At 50.8% G+C, this 16401-nt stretch carries 17 protein-coding genes; 10 read left to right on the top strand and 7 right to left on the bottom strand.

Going from position 1 to position 16401, the window contains the following annotated elements; genetic code table 11:
• Window positions 1-3: 3 nt before the first annotated feature.
• From EGC76_RS00170 to EGC76_RS00125, 10 genes are all read left to right on the top strand, one after another.
• A complete protein-coding gene (locus EGC76_RS00170; RefSeq protein WP_128351011.1) occupies window positions 4-522 on the top strand; it encodes an adenine phosphoribosyltransferase in 519 nt (172 codons plus the stop codon).
• A 48-nt stretch (window positions 523-570) separates the two neighbouring features.
• A complete protein-coding gene (dnaX, locus tag EGC76_RS00165; protein WP_128351010.1) occupies window positions 571-2505 on the top strand; it encodes a DNA polymerase III subunit gamma/tau in 1935 nt (644 codons plus the stop codon).
• 21 nt (window positions 2506-2526) lie between these two features.
• A complete protein-coding gene (locus tag EGC76_RS00160; RefSeq protein ID WP_128351009.1) occupies window positions 2527-2856 on the top strand; it encodes a YbaB/EbfC family nucleoid-associated protein in 330 nt (109 codons plus the stop codon).
• A 14-nt stretch (window positions 2857-2870) separates the two neighbouring features.
• Entirely contained in the window at window positions 2871-3479 is a 609-nt protein-coding gene (gene recR / locus EGC76_RS00155; protein WP_128351008.1) for a recombination mediator RecR, read from the top strand.
• 123 nt (window positions 3480-3602) lie between these two features.
• Complete coding sequence (gene htpG / locus EGC76_RS00150) at window positions 3603-5489, top strand: molecular chaperone HtpG (protein ID WP_128351007.1); 1887 nt, start codon at window positions 3603-3605, stop codon at window positions 5487-5489.
• Between the two features lie 166 nt (window positions 5490-5655).
• Window positions 5656-6300, top strand: a complete 645-nt coding sequence (gene adk, locus EGC76_RS00145; RefSeq protein ID WP_128351006.1) for an adenylate kinase — start codon at window positions 5656-5658, stop codon at window positions 6298-6300.
• A 95-nt stretch (window positions 6301-6395) separates the two neighbouring features.
• A complete protein-coding gene (locus EGC76_RS00140) occupies window positions 6396-6800 on the top strand; it encodes an MAPEG family protein (protein WP_128351005.1) in 405 nt (134 codons plus the stop codon).
• On the top strand, window positions 6797-7609 hold the full coding sequence (locus tag EGC76_RS00135; protein WP_128351004.1) for an alpha/beta fold hydrolase: 813 nt from the start codon (window positions 6797-6799) through the stop codon (window positions 7607-7609). The genes EGC76_RS00140 and EGC76_RS00135 overlap by 4 nt, the downstream gene beginning before the upstream one ends.
• A gap of 25 nt (window positions 7610-7634) precedes the next feature.
• Window positions 7635-8810, top strand: a complete 1176-nt coding sequence (locus EGC76_RS00130) for an aminotransferase class V-fold PLP-dependent enzyme (protein ID WP_128351003.1) — start codon at window positions 7635-7637, stop codon at window positions 8808-8810.
• Between the two features lie 11 nt (window positions 8811-8821).
• Window positions 8822-10216 (top strand): MATE family efflux transporter, encoded by a 1395-nt coding sequence (locus tag EGC76_RS00125; RefSeq protein WP_246013855.1) that lies wholly within the window; start codon window positions 8822-8824, stop codon window positions 10214-10216.
• Here EGC76_RS00125 and hisIE read toward each other — a convergent pair.
• Genes hisIE through hisD form a run of 7 tightly spaced genes read right to left on the bottom strand, consistent with a single transcriptional unit; the run spans window position 10207 to window position 16398 of the window.
• Window positions 10207-10821 (bottom strand): bifunctional phosphoribosyl-AMP cyclohydrolase/phosphoribosyl-ATP diphosphatase HisIE, encoded by a 615-nt coding sequence (gene hisIE / locus EGC76_RS00120; RefSeq protein WP_128351002.1) that lies wholly within the window; start codon window positions 10819-10821, stop codon window positions 10207-10209. The two genes, EGC76_RS00125 and hisIE, sit on opposite strands and share 10 nt — an antisense overlap.
• Before the next feature lie 15 nt (window positions 10822-10836).
• Entirely contained in the window at window positions 10837-11613 is a 777-nt protein-coding gene (gene hisF, locus EGC76_RS00115) for an imidazole glycerol phosphate synthase subunit HisF (RefSeq protein ID WP_128351001.1), read from the bottom strand.
• Window positions 11595-12332, bottom strand: coding sequence for a 1-(5-phosphoribosyl)-5-[(5-phosphoribosylamino)methylideneamino]imidazole-4-carboxamide isomerase (hisA, locus tag EGC76_RS00110; protein ID WP_128351000.1), 738 nt, complete (start codon window positions 12330-12332; stop codon window positions 11595-11597). Before hisA ends, hisF begins: the two co-directional genes overlap by 19 nt.
• Window positions 12313-12930: an imidazole glycerol phosphate synthase subunit HisH gene (hisH, locus tag EGC76_RS00105; protein WP_128350999.1), complete on the bottom strand. Its 618-nt coding sequence runs from the start codon at window positions 12928-12930 to the stop codon at window positions 12313-12315. The genes hisA and hisH overlap by 20 nt, the downstream gene beginning before the upstream one ends.
• Window positions 12927-14012 (bottom strand): bifunctional histidinol-phosphatase/imidazoleglycerol-phosphate dehydratase HisB, encoded by a 1086-nt coding sequence (gene hisB / locus EGC76_RS00100; protein ID WP_128350998.1) that lies wholly within the window; start codon window positions 14010-14012, stop codon window positions 12927-12929. Before hisB ends, hisH begins: the two co-directional genes overlap by 4 nt.
• Complete coding sequence (hisC, locus tag EGC76_RS00095; protein ID WP_128350997.1) at window positions 14009-15103, bottom strand: histidinol-phosphate transaminase; 1095 nt, start codon at window positions 15101-15103, stop codon at window positions 14009-14011. Before hisC ends, hisB begins: the two co-directional genes overlap by 4 nt.
• Complete coding sequence (gene hisD / locus EGC76_RS00090) at window positions 15100-16398, bottom strand: histidinol dehydrogenase (RefSeq protein WP_128350996.1); 1299 nt, start codon at window positions 16396-16398, stop codon at window positions 15100-15102. Before hisD ends, hisC begins: the two co-directional genes overlap by 4 nt.
• Window positions 16399-16401 lie beyond the last annotated feature (3 nt).

Genomic DNA, 16401 nt, shown 5'->3' with positions numbered 1-16401 from the left:
TTAATGCAGATAGCTGACTATATTCGAGCCATTCCAGACTACCCGAAGCCGGGTATTATTTTTCGCGATATTACGCCATTATTGGCTGATGGTGCGGCGTTTCGCCAAACCATTAATACGCTTGCGGAGCGGTATCGCGACCAAGGCGTTACTAAAATTGTCGGAATTGAAGCGCGCGGCTTTATATTTGCAACTGCACTGGCGTACGCAATGGGTGTAGGCTTTGTTCCGTTACGCAAACCGGGTAAGTTGCCACGCAAGATAGTGTCGCAAGCCTATGCGTTAGAATACGGCGAAGACACCCTTGAGTTGCACGCAGAAGATATTACCGCAGACGATCGTATTGTTGTTATCGATGATTTGTTAGCAACTGGGGGTACAATTTTGGCCGCTGTCGAGATGCTAACCAAGCAGCAAGCAACCATTATCGAATGCGCTTTTGTGATTACCTTATCCGACTTACCAGGTGCTCAGCGATTAGAACAAGCAGCGATTCCATACTATACCCTGTGCTCTTTTTAAGGTAAGTTAATTGCTTATCTGAAGCGACCGATTAAGAAGATATTGGCAATGAGCTATCAAGTTCTCGCACGCAAGTGGCGACCACGAAATTTTAGTGAGGTAGTGGGGCAGCAGCATGTGCTAAAACCCCTCTTTAACGCGCTGCAAACAGGCCGTTTGCATCATGCGTGGCTACTCACCGGTACCCGTGGTGTTGGTAAAACGACAATTGCGCGTATTCTTGCCAAAAGCCTTAACTGCGAGAAAGGCGTAACTGCTGAACCGTGTGGTCAATGTTCAGCGTGTACAGCCATTGATCAGGGCCGATTTGTCGACTTGCTAGAAATTGATGCGGCGTCACGTACCAAAGTTGAAGACACACGTGAGTTGCTTGATAACGTGCAATATGCGCCAACACAAGGCCGCTATAAAGTCTATCTTATCGATGAAGTTCATATGTTATCTCGGCACAGCTTTAATGCGTTACTTAAAACGCTGGAAGAACCGCCAGAGCATGTGAAGTTTTTGCTTGCGACAACCGATCCTCAAAAATTACCCATTACTGTTTTATCGCGATGCTTGCAGTTTAATCTGAAGGCATTGTCACGGGATGAAATTGCTGGGCATCTGCAGAAAGTTTTAGCGGCCGAATCAATAGAGTTCGATGAAGCGGCAGTTCAAGCCCTTTCACGAGCAGCGCAGGGCAGCTTGCGCGATGCATTAAGTTTAACGGATCAAGCGATAGCGCAGGGCGATCATGCTGTAACCATGGCCGGTGTTCAGCAAATGCTTGGCAGTGTGCCAAGTTATCAATTGGTTCAGTTGATGCAGCAATTGTTGGCCGGTGATGCTGAAGTGATGCTGCAAACTTTGGATGCTGTTGCGGGTCAGGTACCTGACTTAAGTGGTCTGTTACCTGAAATGCAAAATTTAGTGCATGAGTTGGCGTTATTTAAAGCAGTACCAGCGACAGCACAAGCAACGGGCCTTGAGCCTGCAGCGCAGCACTTAGCACAGCAATTGCCGGCCGAGCTGCTACAAGTTTTCTACGATATTTTGGTGCAGGGGCGCCGTGATCTTAATTACGCCAGTGATGTACGCAGCGGTGTGGAAATGACACTGTTACGCCTAATGGCATTTCGACCAGAGTATCTTGAAGTGGTAGAAGCACCGGCAGAAATGGTCACCAAAACGAAGACGGTTACTGCCACCGCGCCACCACCTTCGAACCTGACAGCGCCACAGCCAGAGCCTGAACCTGAAGCAGAGACTGAACCTGAACCAGAACCTGAGCCTAAACCTAAACCTGAACAACAGCAACAGCCTGAACCTGACACGCAACCTGAGAGCACGCGACCGAACGACTTGCAAGCATTGCTAGCAACGCGCGATGCGCTGTCGCAAAAAAAAAATCCTGAAGTAGCCGAACAAGCTGCCCGAATTCAAACTGCGCCAGAGGAACCTTCCGAACCTGAAGTGCCAGCGCATGAGCCGGTTGAAGATACCGGGCATGAACCGACACCGGGGCAAGTTGAAGAACCTGCTGCTCAGCATCAGGAGCATACGCAGCCACCTACGCAACAACTTCCTGAGCTGGAAAGCGAAATCACTGCCACCACCAAACGTGCCGCAGAAATCGACCGATGGGCTGCGATGATCGATGAGCTCGACTTGCATGGACTTACACGTCAACTTGCCCGCAACAGCGTACTGCAGAAAAATAACGACGCGTATGTTTTGATGGTGCGAAAAAATTGGGCTTACCTGTTGAATGATGGCGCTGTAGGCACCATTAAAGAAGTGATGGCGGCCCAGTTTGATATGACTTTGCAGGATATTTTGGTGGGCGACGCCGCTGCCGCAACGCCGGTTGAGATTCAACAGCGCATCAATGCGCATCGATTGGACATTGCCAAGCAATCATTAGCAGATGATGAAATTGCTCAGCAACTTGAACGTACATTTGGAGCACAGCTTAACGCTGACTCTGTAAAACCTGAATAATTAAAGCGAATAGAGGTAGTTATGTTTAAAGGCGGAATGGGTAACATGATGAAGCAAGCGCAGCAGATGCAAGATCGCATGCAAAAAGCGCAGGCCGAAATCGCAAATTTAGAAGTGACTGGCGAAGCCGGTGCCGGCATGGTGAAAGTAACCATGCTAGGTAATCATAACGTACGTCGTGTCAGCATTGATCCGAGCCTATTCGAAGACGACGACAACGAAATGATTGAAGACTTGGTTGCTGCGGCAATCAATGACGCAGTTCGCCGCGTTGAACAAACCAGCAAAGAAAAAATGGCTGAAGTAACTGGCGGCATGAACTTGCCACCAGGTTTCAAGATGCCGTTTTAACAAAAGGCTCCAGCATGCGTCTTAGTCCTGCGATACAAGAATTGGTGAACGCACTGCGCTTATTGCCTGGTGTAGGACCAAAGAGCGCTCAGCGTATGACGTTTCAACTGTTGGAACGTCAACGTGAAGGTGCTTTGCGCTTGGCGCAGGCGCTTACCGAAGCGGTGGAGCGGGTGGGGCATTGCAGTCAATGCCGCACCCTAACAGAAGAAGATGTATGTGCCATTTGTAGCGATGAGAAGCGCCGCACCAGCGGTTTGCTGTGCATTGTTGAAACACCGGCGGATGTGCTAGCGATTGAACAAACAGGCCAGTATCAAGGCAGCTACTTTGTGCTTATGGGCCACCTTTCGCCACTCGATGGCATTGGCCCTGAAGATATTGGCTTAGACATACTGGCGAAGCGCTTACAGCAAGAACCGATTGAAGAGATTATTTTAGCAACCAACCCGACGGTTGAAGGCGAAGCCACCGCACACTTTATTGCCGACCTAGCGCGGGCCCGTCAAATACGCACCTCGCGTATTGCCCATGGGGTGCCAGTTGGTGGCGAACTGGAGTATGTCGACCAAGCAACGTTGGGGCATGCATTCAGCGGCCGTAAAACCATGGAGAACAATTAATTAGGCATTAATTGGTTAAATTACACCAATGGCGCTTGAAAACATCGGTGCCACCCCCATCTTTCTTCTATACCTCATTTAATCACATTCGATTAACCCAGAAATAGTGTAGGAGAGATCACTATGGCGGAGACCCGTCAAGCAGAAACCCATGGTTTTCAAACCGAAGTGAAGCAATTGCTTCATCTAATGATTCATTCACTTTATTCAAATAAAGAAATCTTTCTGCGCGAGCTTGTATCAAACGCATCGGATGCCGCTGACAAGTTACGTTTTAAAGCGTTAAGCGATAGCAGCTTGTTAGCTGATGATGCGGAACTGGCGGTTCGCGTGAGTGTTGATAAAGACGCTAACACCATTACCATCAGTGATAACGGTATTGGTATGACCCGCGAAGAAGTAATGACCAATCTTGGTACCATCGCAAAGTCAGGCACCGCCGACTTCTTTAGCCAGCTTTCTGGCGACCAAGCAAAAGACAGCCGTTTAATCGGTCAGTTTGGTGTTGGTTTTTATTCGTCATTTATTGTTGCGGACAGCGTCACTGTGCGTACCCGCGCGGCAGGCGCTGACAAAGGCGTAGAATGGTCTTCACGCGGTGAGGGTGAGTACGACTTGCGCGAAATCGATAAGGCCAAACGCGGTACCGATATTATTTTACATGTGCGCGAAGACGCCAACGAGTACCTCGACGAATTTCGTTTGAAGAGCATTATTACCAAATACTCTGATCATTTGAGTATTCCGGTACAAATGCCGAAACGCGATGATGACGGCAAGCAAGATGGCTGGGAAGCAGTTAACTCAGGCCAGGCTTTGTGGACGCGTGAGAAAGCGGATATTTCAGACGAAGACTACAAAGAATTCTACAAAACCATCGCCCATGACTTTGATGACCCACTGCTGTGGAGCCATAACAAGGTGGAAGGCACCTCGGAATACACCAGCTTGTTGTATATTCCAAAGCGTGCACCGTGGGATCTTTGGAACCGCGACACACAGCACGGTATTAAGCTTTATGTGAAACGCGTGTTCATTATGGATGACGCCAAGCAGCTGATGCCAACCTACCTGCGTTTTGTGCGTGGTTTGATGGACTCTGCAGACTTGCCACTGAACGTGTCGCGCGAAATTTTGCAAGACAACAAGATTACCCGTTCAATGCGCAACAGTAGCACGAAGAAAATCTTGAGCATGTTGAGCAAGCTGGCGAAAGACGATGCCGAAAAATACCAAGAGTTTTGGAATACCTTTGGTGCGGTATTGAAAGAAGGCCCGGCCGAAGACCATGCGAACCAAGAACTTATCGCTGGTTTATTACGATTTGCGTCAACACATGAAGATACCAGCGAGGCGAAAGTGAGCCTTGATGCGTACCTTGAACGGATGTCGGATAAGCAGGACAAAATCTACTACATTGTTGCTGACAGCTATGAAGCTGCACGTGACAACCCAGCATTAGAGATATTCCGTAAGAAAGGCATTGAAGTTCTGCTGTTGTCAGAGCGTATTGACGAATGGCTCATGAGTCACTTGACCGACTATAAAGAGAAACCATTCCAGTCTGTGACACGCGGCGATCTTGATCTTGGTGACCTTGAAGACGAAGACACCAAGAAGCAGCATGAAGAGGCTGAAAAAGCTTTTGAAACGCAATTGGAACGCTTTGAAAAAGCACTTGGCGATAAAGTTAAATCAGTGCGCGTAACGCATCGTTTAACCGATTCACCAGCGTGTATTGTCACTGATGACAACGACATGAGCACCCAAATGGCCAAGCTAATGGAAGCGGCCGGCCAAAAAGTGCCGGAAACCAAGTATATTTTTGAGATTAATCCAGAACATACTTTGGTGCAGCGCATAGCAGGGCTTGATGACGACGCACGTTTCGGCGAATGGGCGCACGTGCTATTTGATCAGGCTACCTTAGCTGAGCGTGGCAGTTTGAAAGACCCAGCGCAGTTTGTGGCGCGGTTGAACAAGCTGATGTTGGAGCTTACCCAGAGCTAAATGCTGCTGAAACTTCCAAATTGCGGAAAATTGCAGCAAATACGCTAATTTCGGGCATTGTCAGACCAAAGTCGGCAATGCTCGGACTTGTAAAGCCTGTTACTGCAAGGTAAAGTTCGACCTTAACTTTTCCGCATTAAACACATTAAGTAAGAAGAGGTTGTTCATGCGCATTATCCTGTTGGGCGCTCCGGGCGCAGGGAAAGGTACGCAAGCGCAGTTTTTGATGAAAACCTTTGGGATTCCGCAAATCTCAACGGGTGACATGCTGCGCGCTGCAATTAAAGAAGGTACCGACTTAGGTAAACAAGCCAAAGCCGTAATGGATGCCGGTAAACTGGTGTCGGATGACATCATGATTGGCTTGGTGAAAGAGCGTGTGGCACAGCCGGACTGCCAAAATGGCTTTTTGCTTGATGGTTTCCCACGTACTATTCCACAGGCTGACGGCATGCATGCTGCCGGCATTGATGTAGACGTGGTATTGGAATTTGATGTGCCAGACGAAGTTATCGTTGAGCGCATGGCAGGCCGTCGGGTACACCCAGGTTCAGGCCGTGTGTACCATGTAACCTACAACCCACCTAAGGTTGAAGGGAAAGACGATGAAACTGGCGATGATTTGGTAATTCGTGATGATGACAAAGAAACAACCGTGCGTAAGCGCCTGTCAATTTATCATGAACAAACCGAGCCTTTGGTGGCATATTATCGTAAACTAGCTGAACAAGGTCAGGTTAAGTTCCACAAAGTTGATGGAACCGGTGACGTTGAAGATATCAGTAACGAACTTGGTCGTTTATTGAAGTAACCTTCAGCGCACGAACGTAGAATTCGAAAGCCCACCTTGTGTGGGCTTTTTTGTAGCTAACTTCATGTCATCATATAAGAACAAGGAAATCAGCCATGGATATCAATCTGCCAATTAGCATGTTGTATGCAGGATTACTTACCCTGTTATATTTTGCCTTATCAGTGAATATTATTCGCTTACGCTGGCGTGACCGTGTTGGTCTGGGAACCGGCGACTCACAAGACTTAAAAGTTGCAGTGCGCATTCACGGTAATTTTGCAGAATACGTGCCGTTATCGCTATTGTTGTTGGTAGTAATGGAACTGCAAGGTGCTGCGGTAGATTTATTGTATGGCTTGGGTGCAGCACTATTTGTAGCGCGTATTTGTCATGCTTTGGGTTTAACCATGTCGGTTGGGCCATCGTGGGCACGCACCGTTGGCGTACTGGGTACCTTTAGTGTGCTGTTATTGCAAGCCGGATATCTGATCGGTGCCTTCATTGGTGGTGCTTTATGACTTTGCCAGCCGGCGTACATCGCTTTGGCGCCGTAGGTAAACCACCATTACTGTTATTGCATAGTTCGCAAAGTAACAGCGGCCAATGGCGCGGGCTCATTCAAGAGCTTGGTGCGCATTTCGACATCTTGGCGATTGATTTATTGGGCTATGGTAAAGCACCGGCGACTGATGACATTGAAGCAGAAGCGTTTCGCTTTGACGATGAATTACCCCGTGTACTGGAAGCGATTGCGGCAATGCAGTGGCAACAACAACCTATTACCTTAGTTGGCCATTCGTATGGTGGTGCTTTGGCGTTAAAGCTCGCGCTTGAGCAGCCGGTGCCAGTACGCGAACTGGTGGTGTTTGAGCCAGTGGCATTTCATGTACTGGAAGCCAATGAACCCGCCCGCGCTGAAATTGAACGAATCGCCGCACAGATGTATCAAGAAGATGCGGAAGCCGCGACACGTGGGTTTGTTGATTATTGGAATCAACCGGGCTTTTTCGATGCATTACCGGAGCGGATTCGCGCCGGTATGACGGCTCAGGCAGCTAAAGTCACGCGTGATTTCGCCGCACTTATGGGCGAGCCGCACAAGCTATCCGATTATCGCAACGTGACTGTCCCAGTATTATTACTGCAAGGCAAGTATACGCAAGAAAGTGCCCGCTGTGTTGCGCACCACCTCCTGCAGGTGCTGCCGGATGCGCAGTCAGAAACGCTGGACTGCGGACATATGGGGCCGGTCACACATCCGCAGTTGGTGAACCCTGCGATTGTTGATTTTGTCACCCGTCATCGTGACGCTGAGTGTCTGGTTTAACTCCAAACGTGTAGGTTATACGAGCATGAAAGAGTTCGCGTTGCTTCGCCAGAATCCTGATTTTATCTATTTCGATAGCGCGGCGACCTGTCAGGTACCGGATGCGGTGTTGCAAGCCTACACAGCTTATTACCAACAGCATCATGCCAATGTGCATCGTGCCAGTCATCAGCTTGGGCGGGCAGCGACGACAGCACTTGAGCAAGCACGCACCGCACTTGCGGATTTTATTGGTGCTAATGCCGAAAATGTTACCTTGCAGGCATCAACCACTGCTGCCTTAAATGGTCTTGCGCAGCAACTTCCGATTGATTGGCAAGCCGGCGATGAAATCCTATTAAGTGCCGCTGAACATCATGCGAACATTTTGCCGTGGCAACGCCTCGCGCAACTTCATGATTTAAAACTGAGATACATTCCAATTGATCGGCAAACCGGTGAACTTGGGGCATGGCAACATCTGTTAAATGCCCGCACGCGGGTTGTTAGTGTTACGGCAGCCAGCAATGTGACGGGCGCAATATTTGATATTCAACCGCTGTTGCAAGCAGCCCGTGAACAGGGTGCTATAACCATTGTTGACGCAGCCCAAATCGCTGCGCACAGTGATATAAACATAGCTAGCTGGCATTGCGATGCACTAATTTTTAGTGCGCATAAAGTGTATGGGCTGAACGGCTGCGCGGTTACTTATCTAGCGCCTCAGCTATGGTCGGTCATGGCGCCGTTTCAGGTAGGCGGCGGTATTGTGCAGCAGGTTACCGAAACCACTGCAACCTGGATTGACAGCATTCATAAATTTGAGGCAGGCAGCCCCAACACTGGCGCAGCGGTGGCCGCAGCAGCAGGGGTGAATTGGCTGCAACAACAGCAACCGCATGCGCGTCTCACACAATTGCGGGCCCTGTTGGTGCAACACTTGCACGCGCGTGAGTGGCTAAGCGTATTGCCAAGCGGTACTGCCCACACGCCAACCGTGGCGTTTTATAGCGATAACTTTCAAGCCTACGACATTGCAGCATGGCTTGATCAACATAATATTGCGGTGCGGGCCGGTCATCATTGTGCGCAAGTTTTATTGCAACATTGGCAGCTGCCAGCGGTCGTCAGAGTGTCATTAGGGGCGTATAATACCGCCGACCAAATTAACCGTTTCATAGAAACCCTGGATGCTGGTTGGGCCTTATTCGGCTCAGACTAGGAGTAGCAAACGTGCAACAACCAAATCATTGGTGGGTTGAGTCGATTAAGTTAGGCCGCCTTACCGGGCCTATTTTGATTGCGCAATTAACGCAAATGCTGATGAGCGTGGTCGATACGCTCATGGCCGGGCGTGTCAGTGCCACTGATCTTGCCGCAGTGTCGGTTGGGGGCAGCATTTGGGTACCTTCAACACTCTTAATTTTAGGCCTGGCGCTCGCACTGGCACCCATTATTTCGCATTTTGACGGCGCCGGTAAGCAACACAAAGTGGGCAATATGGTGCAGCAGGGCATCTACGCGGCGTTGGCCGGCGGAGTGCTGTGCTTAGCCGTGATCATGTGTGCGCCACTCATACTCAATGCCATGACCGTCGAAGAAGAATTCCGTCGGGTTACATTAGACTACTTGTACTTCGTCAGTTTCGGGATACCGGCACTAGTGATGTACATGGTGCTGCGTAATTTCTGCGAGGGTTTATCGCACACCGTACCGTCGCTGGTTATTGGCGTGCTGGGTTTAATCGTGAATATTCCGGTTAACTACATCTTTATTTATGGTGAGTTTGGCATGCCTGCGCTCGGCGGTGCTGGGTGTGGATTGGCGACAGCCATTGTGCTGTGGGTGATGGCTCTGGGCATGTTGGTGTACGTGTCGGTGGTGGAACGGTTTAAAAAACTGCAGGTGTTCAAGCAGTTTCATGCACCGAACTGGGACGATATTTGGTACATTTTGCGGTTGGGTTTCCCGATTGCCACGTCGATGTTCTTCGAGGTGAGCCTGTTTGCGGCTGCTGCCTTGGTGATTGCACCGCTTGGCGCTACGGTGGTGGCCAGCCATCAAATTGCCCTCAATATCTCCTCATTGGTCTACATGGTACCACTGAGTTTATCCATGGCGGTTACCCTGCGCGTGGGCTTTGCGCTGGGGGCAGGGAACCCGGCGAACGCCATGTTGAGTCATAAATTAGCAACACTGTACGGTATGAGCTTTGCGGCGGTGAACGGGCTGATCATGTACCTTGCTGGCGCATGGCTGGCGGGGCTTTATACGGACGATCAGGCGGTCATTCAGCTATCTGCCACGCTAATGGGGCTGGCGGCAATATTCACGCTATCAGATACCTTCCAGGCCATTGCTATCGGTACATTGCGTGGCTACAAAGACACCAAGGTTGTCATGTTTATTACCTTTGTGTCGTATTGGCCATTTGGGTTAAGTTTGGGGATTATCTTGTCGTTAACCGATTGGATAGTACCGGCTATGGGCGCTGCCGGTATGTGGATTGGCTTTATTGTTGGCTTAAGCGTGGCCGCGGTGTTGTTAAGTTGGCGACTGCTGATTGTCAGCCGCCGTTACAAGCGCGATCACAGTGCACGCTTTGAGCAGGCAGCGGCTCAGGACTGATGCCGCTGTTGCAGTACCGCAAGCACATCGTTAACAGACAAATCTCGCGCGGCGAGCACCACCAGTAAATGGTAGAGCAGGTCGGCACTTTCATTGAGTAACTCGTCGTTGTCGCCCGCGGTTGCGGCGAGTGCTACTTCAACACCTTCTTCCCCAACTTTTTGCGCGGCGCGTTTTATGCCTTGAGCAAATAGCGATGCGGTATAACTGCTATCGGGCGTCGCACCTTTGCGTGACTCAATGGTATCCATAAGCTTTTGCAACATTGGCAATGCGGCCGCGTCGCTAAAACAGCTGCGTGTACCTAAATGACAGGTAGGGCCTTGCGGCAATGCCAGTAGCAATAAGCTGTCTTGGTCACAGTCGGTATGTGCACTTAGAAGCTGCAAGGTGTGGCCGGAGCTTTCCCCTTTGGTCCACAAGCGTTGTTTACTGCGGCTGAAAAACGTCACGTTCTGGGTTTCCAGTGTTTTCGTTAATGCGGCGGCATCCATGTAGCCTTGCATGAGTACTTCGCCACTTAAGCCGTGCTGCACAATAGCAGGCAGCAACCCTTCGCCTTTGGCAAAGTCGACTTGATTGGTATTGGCTTGAGTAATTAGCATAACTCTATCCCTTGCTTACGCCGGTCGCACTGCGATGCCCGCGTCGATTAATGACTGTTTGAGGGTGCTGATTTGAATCAACCCTTTATGAAATACGGAAGCGGCTAACGCACCGTCTACGTTGGCTTGATTAAACACATCGTGAAAGTGCTCGATGCTACCCGCGCCGCCGGAAGCGATTAACGGCACCGGACAATCAGCGCGCAAGCTGAACAGTTGCGGAATATCATAACCTTTGCGCACGCCGTCTTGGTTCATGCAGTTCAGTACAATCTCGCCAGCGCCCCGCGCTACAACTTCACGCAACCATGCACGGGTTTGCCAGTTGGTTTTTTGTGTGCGGGTTTCGTCGCCTGTAAATTGGTACACGTCATAGGTATCGGTTTGCTCGTTGTAGAAGCTATCGATACCAATCACAATACACTGCTGACCGAATTCGTCGACCAAGGTGTTGATCAATTCAGGATCACGCAGCGCCGGTGAATTGATGGAAATTTTATCGGCACCCATGGCCAGTATTTCCTGGGCATGTGCAATGGAGCTAATACCACCAGCAACGGTGAATGGAATATCAATCACGCGCGCAATACGCTCAACCCAAGACTTATCAACCACCCGTGCATCCGACGAGGCGGTGATATCATAGAACACTAATTCGTCGGCACCCGCTTGGGCATATTGCTCGGCTAAGGGCTCAATGGCACCAATCACTTCATGGTTGCGAAATTGAACGCCTTTTACTACCTCACCGTTACGAACATCCAAGCAGGGGATTATGCGTTTGGCCAACATGCAAGCGCCTCCTCAAGGGTAAACTGTCCGGTCAGCAAGGCCTTGCCTAAAATAGCGGCGTCGCAATGAATGGCCTGTAATGCGGTTAAGTCAGCCAGGCCAGCAACACCGCCCGATGCCTGAATAACCAGCTGCGGGTATTGCTGCTTAAGGTGGCGGTATAAATCCACATTGGTGCCGCTGAGCATACCGTCGCGGCTAATATCGGTACACAACACATGCCGTAACCCATAAGGCAGAAAATCTTCAATCATTTGATTCAGAGTCAAATCAGAGGTTTGTTGCCAGCCGTGGGTTGCCACATAGGCAGTGCCGCCCGCATCAATATTCACATCAAGTGCTAATACGATGGCATCGGAGCCGAACTCTTGCAGCCACTGTTGTACCAAATGTGGGCTGCGTACAGCGATGGAGCCAATCACTGCGCGTTGTACGCCCGCTGCAAATAACCGGTCAAGATCGTCGCGGGTTCGAATTCCGCCACCAATCTGTACGTTCATGGTGGTTGCGGCGGTGATTTCTTCAATGAGACCAAGCTGCCGTTTAGCTGGATCTCGTGCGCCGTCAAGATCAACCAAGTGCAGCCATTGTGCACCTGCTTGCTGATAGGCTGCGACCAATGCCAATGGGTTGCGAGCAAAGGTCGTTTGGCGCGCGAAATCGCCTTGTTGTAAGCGAACTACCTCACCATTAATTAAATCAAGCGCGGGTATTAGCATCAGTTAACTCCAGGAAATTCTTTAATAATTTGCTGCCAGCGCTACCTGAGCGCTCCGGATGAAATTGTGCCCCAAAATAATTACGGTGGCGGATCATCGCAGCAAAAGGTTGACCATAATCACAGGTGGCGATAGTTGCCGCATCGGGTGCTACTGCATAACTATGGACAAAATAAAACCACTCAGGTTGCGCAAGGCCATGCAATAACGGGTTATCGCCAACTGCAGTGACAGTGTTCCAGCCCATGTGCGGCAGCGGTTGCTGCTGGGCTTGCATACGCAGCGTCTGGGCAGGAATTACGCCTAAACAATCCACGTTACCTTCAGCGGACCAGGTGGTGAGCAGTTGCATACCTAAGCAGATACCCAGCACCGGCTGTTGCAGCTGCTGCAAGGTGTCTACAAGCTCTAAGCGCTGCAAATTGCGCATGGCTGCTTGCGCGGTACCCACACCGGGTAAAATAACCCGGTCGGCGGCTTGAATGCGCGCGATATCAGCCGTTACTTCAGGTTTTATACCCAAGCGCTCGCAGGCAAAGCGCACTGAACTTAAATTGGCGCAGGCTGTGTCAACAATAACCAACTGCTTGCTACTCATGCCAACATACCTTTGCTTGACGGTAATTCGTCACTACCGCTGCGGGCAATGGCTTGGCGTAATGCGCGGCCAAACACTTTAAACAAGCTTTCTACTTGGTGATGGGCATTGCCTTCAGTGGTACTTACGTGCAACGAAATAGCCATGGCATCACTGATAGAGCGGAAAAAGTGGCCAACCATTTCGGTGGAAAGTTCACCGACGGTATCGCGGCTAAAGTCCGCTGCAAATTGCAGGTACGGGCGACCCGATAAATCAATCAGGCATTCGGCACGGCATTCATCCATCGGCAGGGCAAAGCCAAAACGGCCAATGCCACGTTTGTCACCCAATGCTTGGCGCAGCGCCTGTCCAAAGGCTAAGGCGGTGTCTTCAACCGTGTGGTGTTCATCTATGTGCAAATCGCCTTGCACATTAAGCTGCAATGAAAAGCCGCCGTGAGTGGCTATCTGTTCGAGCATGTGGTCAAAAAAGCCAATGCCGGTGCTAATTTCTATCGGTTGGGCTGCATCTAAATCAACCGCAACGCGAATATCGGTTTCACGGGTGGTGCGCTGCACAGTCGCTTGTCTTGGCTGTTTTAACAGTTGGTGACCAATCGCTTGCCAGCCATTGCTGGTGCGGTCATAGCGGATGCCCTGAATGCCCATGTTTTCGGCGAGTTGTAGATCAGTATCGCGGTCGCCAATAACGTATGAATCGGTAAAGTCGACTTTGCCTTGCACCAGGTAGTCGCGCACCAGGCCCAGTTTTGGCTTACGGCAGCTGCAGTTGTCTTGGTCGAAGTGTGGGCAAATGAGCACGTCGTCAAAGCGGATGCCTTGCGAGCTGAATATCGCCATCATTAAGTTATGGGGCGCTTCAAAATCTGCTTGCGGAAAGCTGTCCGTGCCCAAACCATCTTGGTTGGACACCATCACCAAGCGGTAGCCTTTGCTTTGCAACGCCAACAGGGTAGGAATAACGTCTGGCTCAAATACCAGCTTGTCGACACTGTCGAGTTGCTTATCAATCGCCGGTTCTTCTACTAGGGTACCGTCACGGTCGATAAACAAAATTTTCTGAGCATTTGCTGAGCTCATGGTAATACCTCCAATAACTGGTTCATCTCGTCGGCACTGCCGATACTCATGCGTACTGTATTGTCCAGGCCGCGTTGGGCGGATTGATTTCGGATCAGTACACCGGCGGCACTGCATTGGCTCACCAGCTCGCTTGCATCAGGCACGCTCACCAGCACAAAGTTGGTGCAAGTAGGCCAAACCTTTAATGCCCACGGCTTAGCCATAATCTGTTTGATAAAGGCATCGCGCAGCGCCACGGTGTCAGCCACCAACTGTTGCATCGCGGAAATGCCAGCGCCACTTAGCGCACGCTCAGCAATGTCTAAACAAGGCTGTGGCATGGGATAGGGCGCAATAACTTTGCGTAACACGTCAATCACATCGGTATTAGCTAACGCGAAGCCACAGCGAATAGCTGCCAGACCGAATGCCTTGGATAACGTTCGCAATACCACCAGTTGTGGGTATTTGCTCAACCAACTGGCAATGGTGTTCAGTTGCTGCACGCCACTGGCCGCGGCAAACTCAATGTAAGCTTCGTCCAATACGACTAACGCTTGCTCACCTACTAGCTCCAGCAGTTGTTCAACGTCGGCTAAATTAAGGCTATTACCCACTGGGTTCGAAGGATTGCACACGAACACCAGTTTGACACGCTTACCGGCGGCCGTCAGCTGTTTAGCCATACCTTCAAGATCAAATTGCAGTGACGCGTCTTGCGCTTTACGCAATGGCACATCAATCACGCCAGCACCGTGTGTTTGTGCGCTAATCGCGTACATGCCGTAAGTAGGCGTGGTTATCATAATGCTATCTTGCCCAGGCTCACAAAAGCTGCGAATCAACAGGTCAATGGCTTCATCACTGCCGCGGCAACTGAGCACTTGCTGGGTTTGCACGCCAGCGTAATCAGCATAGGCGCCGTTGAGCCGTTCGCTTTGAAAGCTTGGGTAACGGTTCAATTGTTGCTGGTCGGCAGTCAAGCTGGGTGTTGTTGGAGCTTCGTTGGCGTTAAGCCATACCGCACCGCCACTCATGCTGCGTCGCGCTGAGGCGTAAGGGGTTAATTGCGCCAAGCGCGCGCGCTGCAACTGGGTTGCTAAGCTCATGGCTTGTCCTCCAAGCGGATGCTAACGGCGCGCGCGTGAGCCCGTAAACCTTCGGTTTCGGCAAGGGTAATAATCGCCGAGCTCAAGCCGCTTAAGCCCTCTTTTGACACGTTCTGCGTGGTATAACGCCGATAGAAGTCGAGCAAGCCCAAACTGCTGTAATTGCGCGCGAAGCCGTACGTTGGCAACACGTGATTGGTGCCAGTTGCATAGTCACCGCCAGATTCTGGCGTGTAGTGCCCTATAAAGATAGAACCCGCTTGCGTCACTTGCGCCAAATAGTCGTCAGCGTTATCAAGTTGCAACGACAAATGCTCTGGCGCGTAGAGTTCGCTAATAGTGCAGGCTTGCTCTAACGAATCGGTTTGAATCAGTGCGCTTTCAGTGAGCGCCTTGCGTGCTGTAGCAGCGCGAGGCAGTACCTCTAACTGACGGGCAATAGCAGCCTGAGTGGCGTCAATTAGCGCCGCACTTGGGCTGAGCAAGAGCACTTGCGAATCGGCACCGTGTTCAGCTTGTGAGAGCAAGTCTGCAGCAACAAACTCAGGGTTGGCCGAATCATCGGCAATCACCAAGAGTTCAGAAGGGCCAGCCGGCATATCAATTGCTGGGCCGCCGTTGCGCTGTGCCACTTGTTGTTTTGCTGCAGTAACGTAGCTGTTGCCCGGACCAAAAATCTTGGCAACGGGTGCGATGGATTCTGTACCTACCGCCAGCGCTGCAATAGCTTGCGCGCCACCGCAGCGATACACTTCAGTGATGCCACATTTTTGTGCAACGTACATCAGTGCAGGGCTAAGTTCACCGTCTTTATCCGGAGGGCTAACCAACACCCGGCGTGGGTTATTCGCGATTTGCGCCGGTACGCCAAGCATCAATGCGGTGGAAGGCAATACTGCGCTGCCACCCGGAATGTACAAGCCAACTGACTGCAAGGCCTGAAAGCGCTGGCTGCAGACCACACCCGGATAGGTTTCTACGCTGATATCACTGGGCTTCTGTTGTTGGTGAAAGGTGTTGATGGTTTGGTATGCAGTATCAATGGCTTGTTTTACTGCAGGCTCAAGCAGTTCAGCACGACGCATAATGTCGGCCTCGCTGTAACGAAGCTGCGTGAGCGTGTCGCAGTCAAATTGACGGGTATAACGCAACACCGCCGCATCGCCATCGGTGGCGACAGCATCAATAATATCTGCCACTTGTTGCTGCAGTTCGCGCGATTGTGACTGCGTTGGCCGCGCTAAAACCTGCGCTTGTTCGGCGGCCGATAATTGTGACCATTGTAAGATCTGCATGAC

It is taken from the genome of Pseudidiomarina gelatinasegens (genome assembly GCF_004025325.1).
In the GTDB taxonomy this organism is placed as follows: Bacteria; Pseudomonadota; Gammaproteobacteria; order Enterobacterales; family Alteromonadaceae; genus Pseudidiomarina; species Pseudidiomarina gelatinasegens.
Note: the sequence above shows the minus strand (reverse complement) of the source record. Positions and strands in the feature narration are given on the sequence as shown.

Excerpts from the sequence above, each read along its gene's own strand:
- EGC76_RS00170 (WP_128351011.1), top strand. The coding sequence starts at position 4 with ATGCAGATAGCTGACTATATTCGAGCCATTCCAGACTACCCGAAGCCG.
- dnaX (WP_128351010.1), top strand. The coding sequence starts at position 571 with ATGAGCTATCAAGTTCTCGCACGCAAGTGGCGACCACGAAATTTTAGT.
- EGC76_RS00160 (WP_128351009.1), top strand. The coding sequence starts at position 2,527 with ATGTTTAAAGGCGGAATGGGTAACATGATGAAGCAAGCGCAGCAGATG.
- recR (WP_128351008.1), top strand. The coding sequence starts at position 2,871 with ATGCGTCTTAGTCCTGCGATACAAGAATTGGTGAACGCACTGCGCTTA.
- htpG (WP_128351007.1), top strand. The coding sequence starts at position 3,603 with ATGGCGGAGACCCGTCAAGCAGAAACCCATGGTTTTCAAACCGAAGTG.
- adk (WP_128351006.1), top strand. The coding sequence starts at position 5,656 with ATGCGCATTATCCTGTTGGGCGCTCCGGGCGCAGGGAAAGGTACGCAA.
- EGC76_RS00140 (WP_128351005.1), top strand. The coding sequence starts at position 6,396 with ATGGATATCAATCTGCCAATTAGCATGTTGTATGCAGGATTACTTACC.
- EGC76_RS00135 (WP_128351004.1), top strand. The coding sequence starts at position 6,797 with ATGACTTTGCCAGCCGGCGTACATCGCTTTGGCGCCGTAGGTAAACCA.
- EGC76_RS00130 (WP_128351003.1), top strand. The coding sequence starts at position 7,635 with ATGAAAGAGTTCGCGTTGCTTCGCCAGAATCCTGATTTTATCTATTTC.
- hisIE (WP_128351002.1), bottom strand. The coding sequence starts at position 10,821 with ATGCTAATTACTCAAGCCAATACCAATCAAGTCGACTTTGCCAAAGGC.
- hisF (WP_128351001.1), bottom strand. The coding sequence starts at position 11,613 with ATGTTGGCCAAACGCATAATCCCCTGCTTGGATGTTCGTAACGGTGAG.
- hisA (WP_128351000.1), bottom strand. The coding sequence starts at position 12,332 with ATGCTAATACCCGCGCTTGATTTAATTAATGGTGAGGTAGTTCGCTTA.
- hisH (WP_128350999.1), bottom strand. The coding sequence starts at position 12,930 with ATGAGTAGCAAGCAGTTGGTTATTGTTGACACAGCCTGCGCCAATTTA.
- hisB (WP_128350998.1), bottom strand. The coding sequence starts at position 14,012 with ATGAGCTCAGCAAATGCTCAGAAAATTTTGTTTATCGACCGTGACGGT.
- hisC (WP_128350997.1), bottom strand. The coding sequence starts at position 15,103 with ATGAGCTTAGCAACCCAGTTGCAGCGCGCGCGCTTGGCGCAATTAACC.
- hisD (WP_128350996.1), bottom strand. The coding sequence starts at position 16,398 with ATGCAGATCTTACAATGGTCACAATTATCGGCCGCCGAACAAGCGCAG.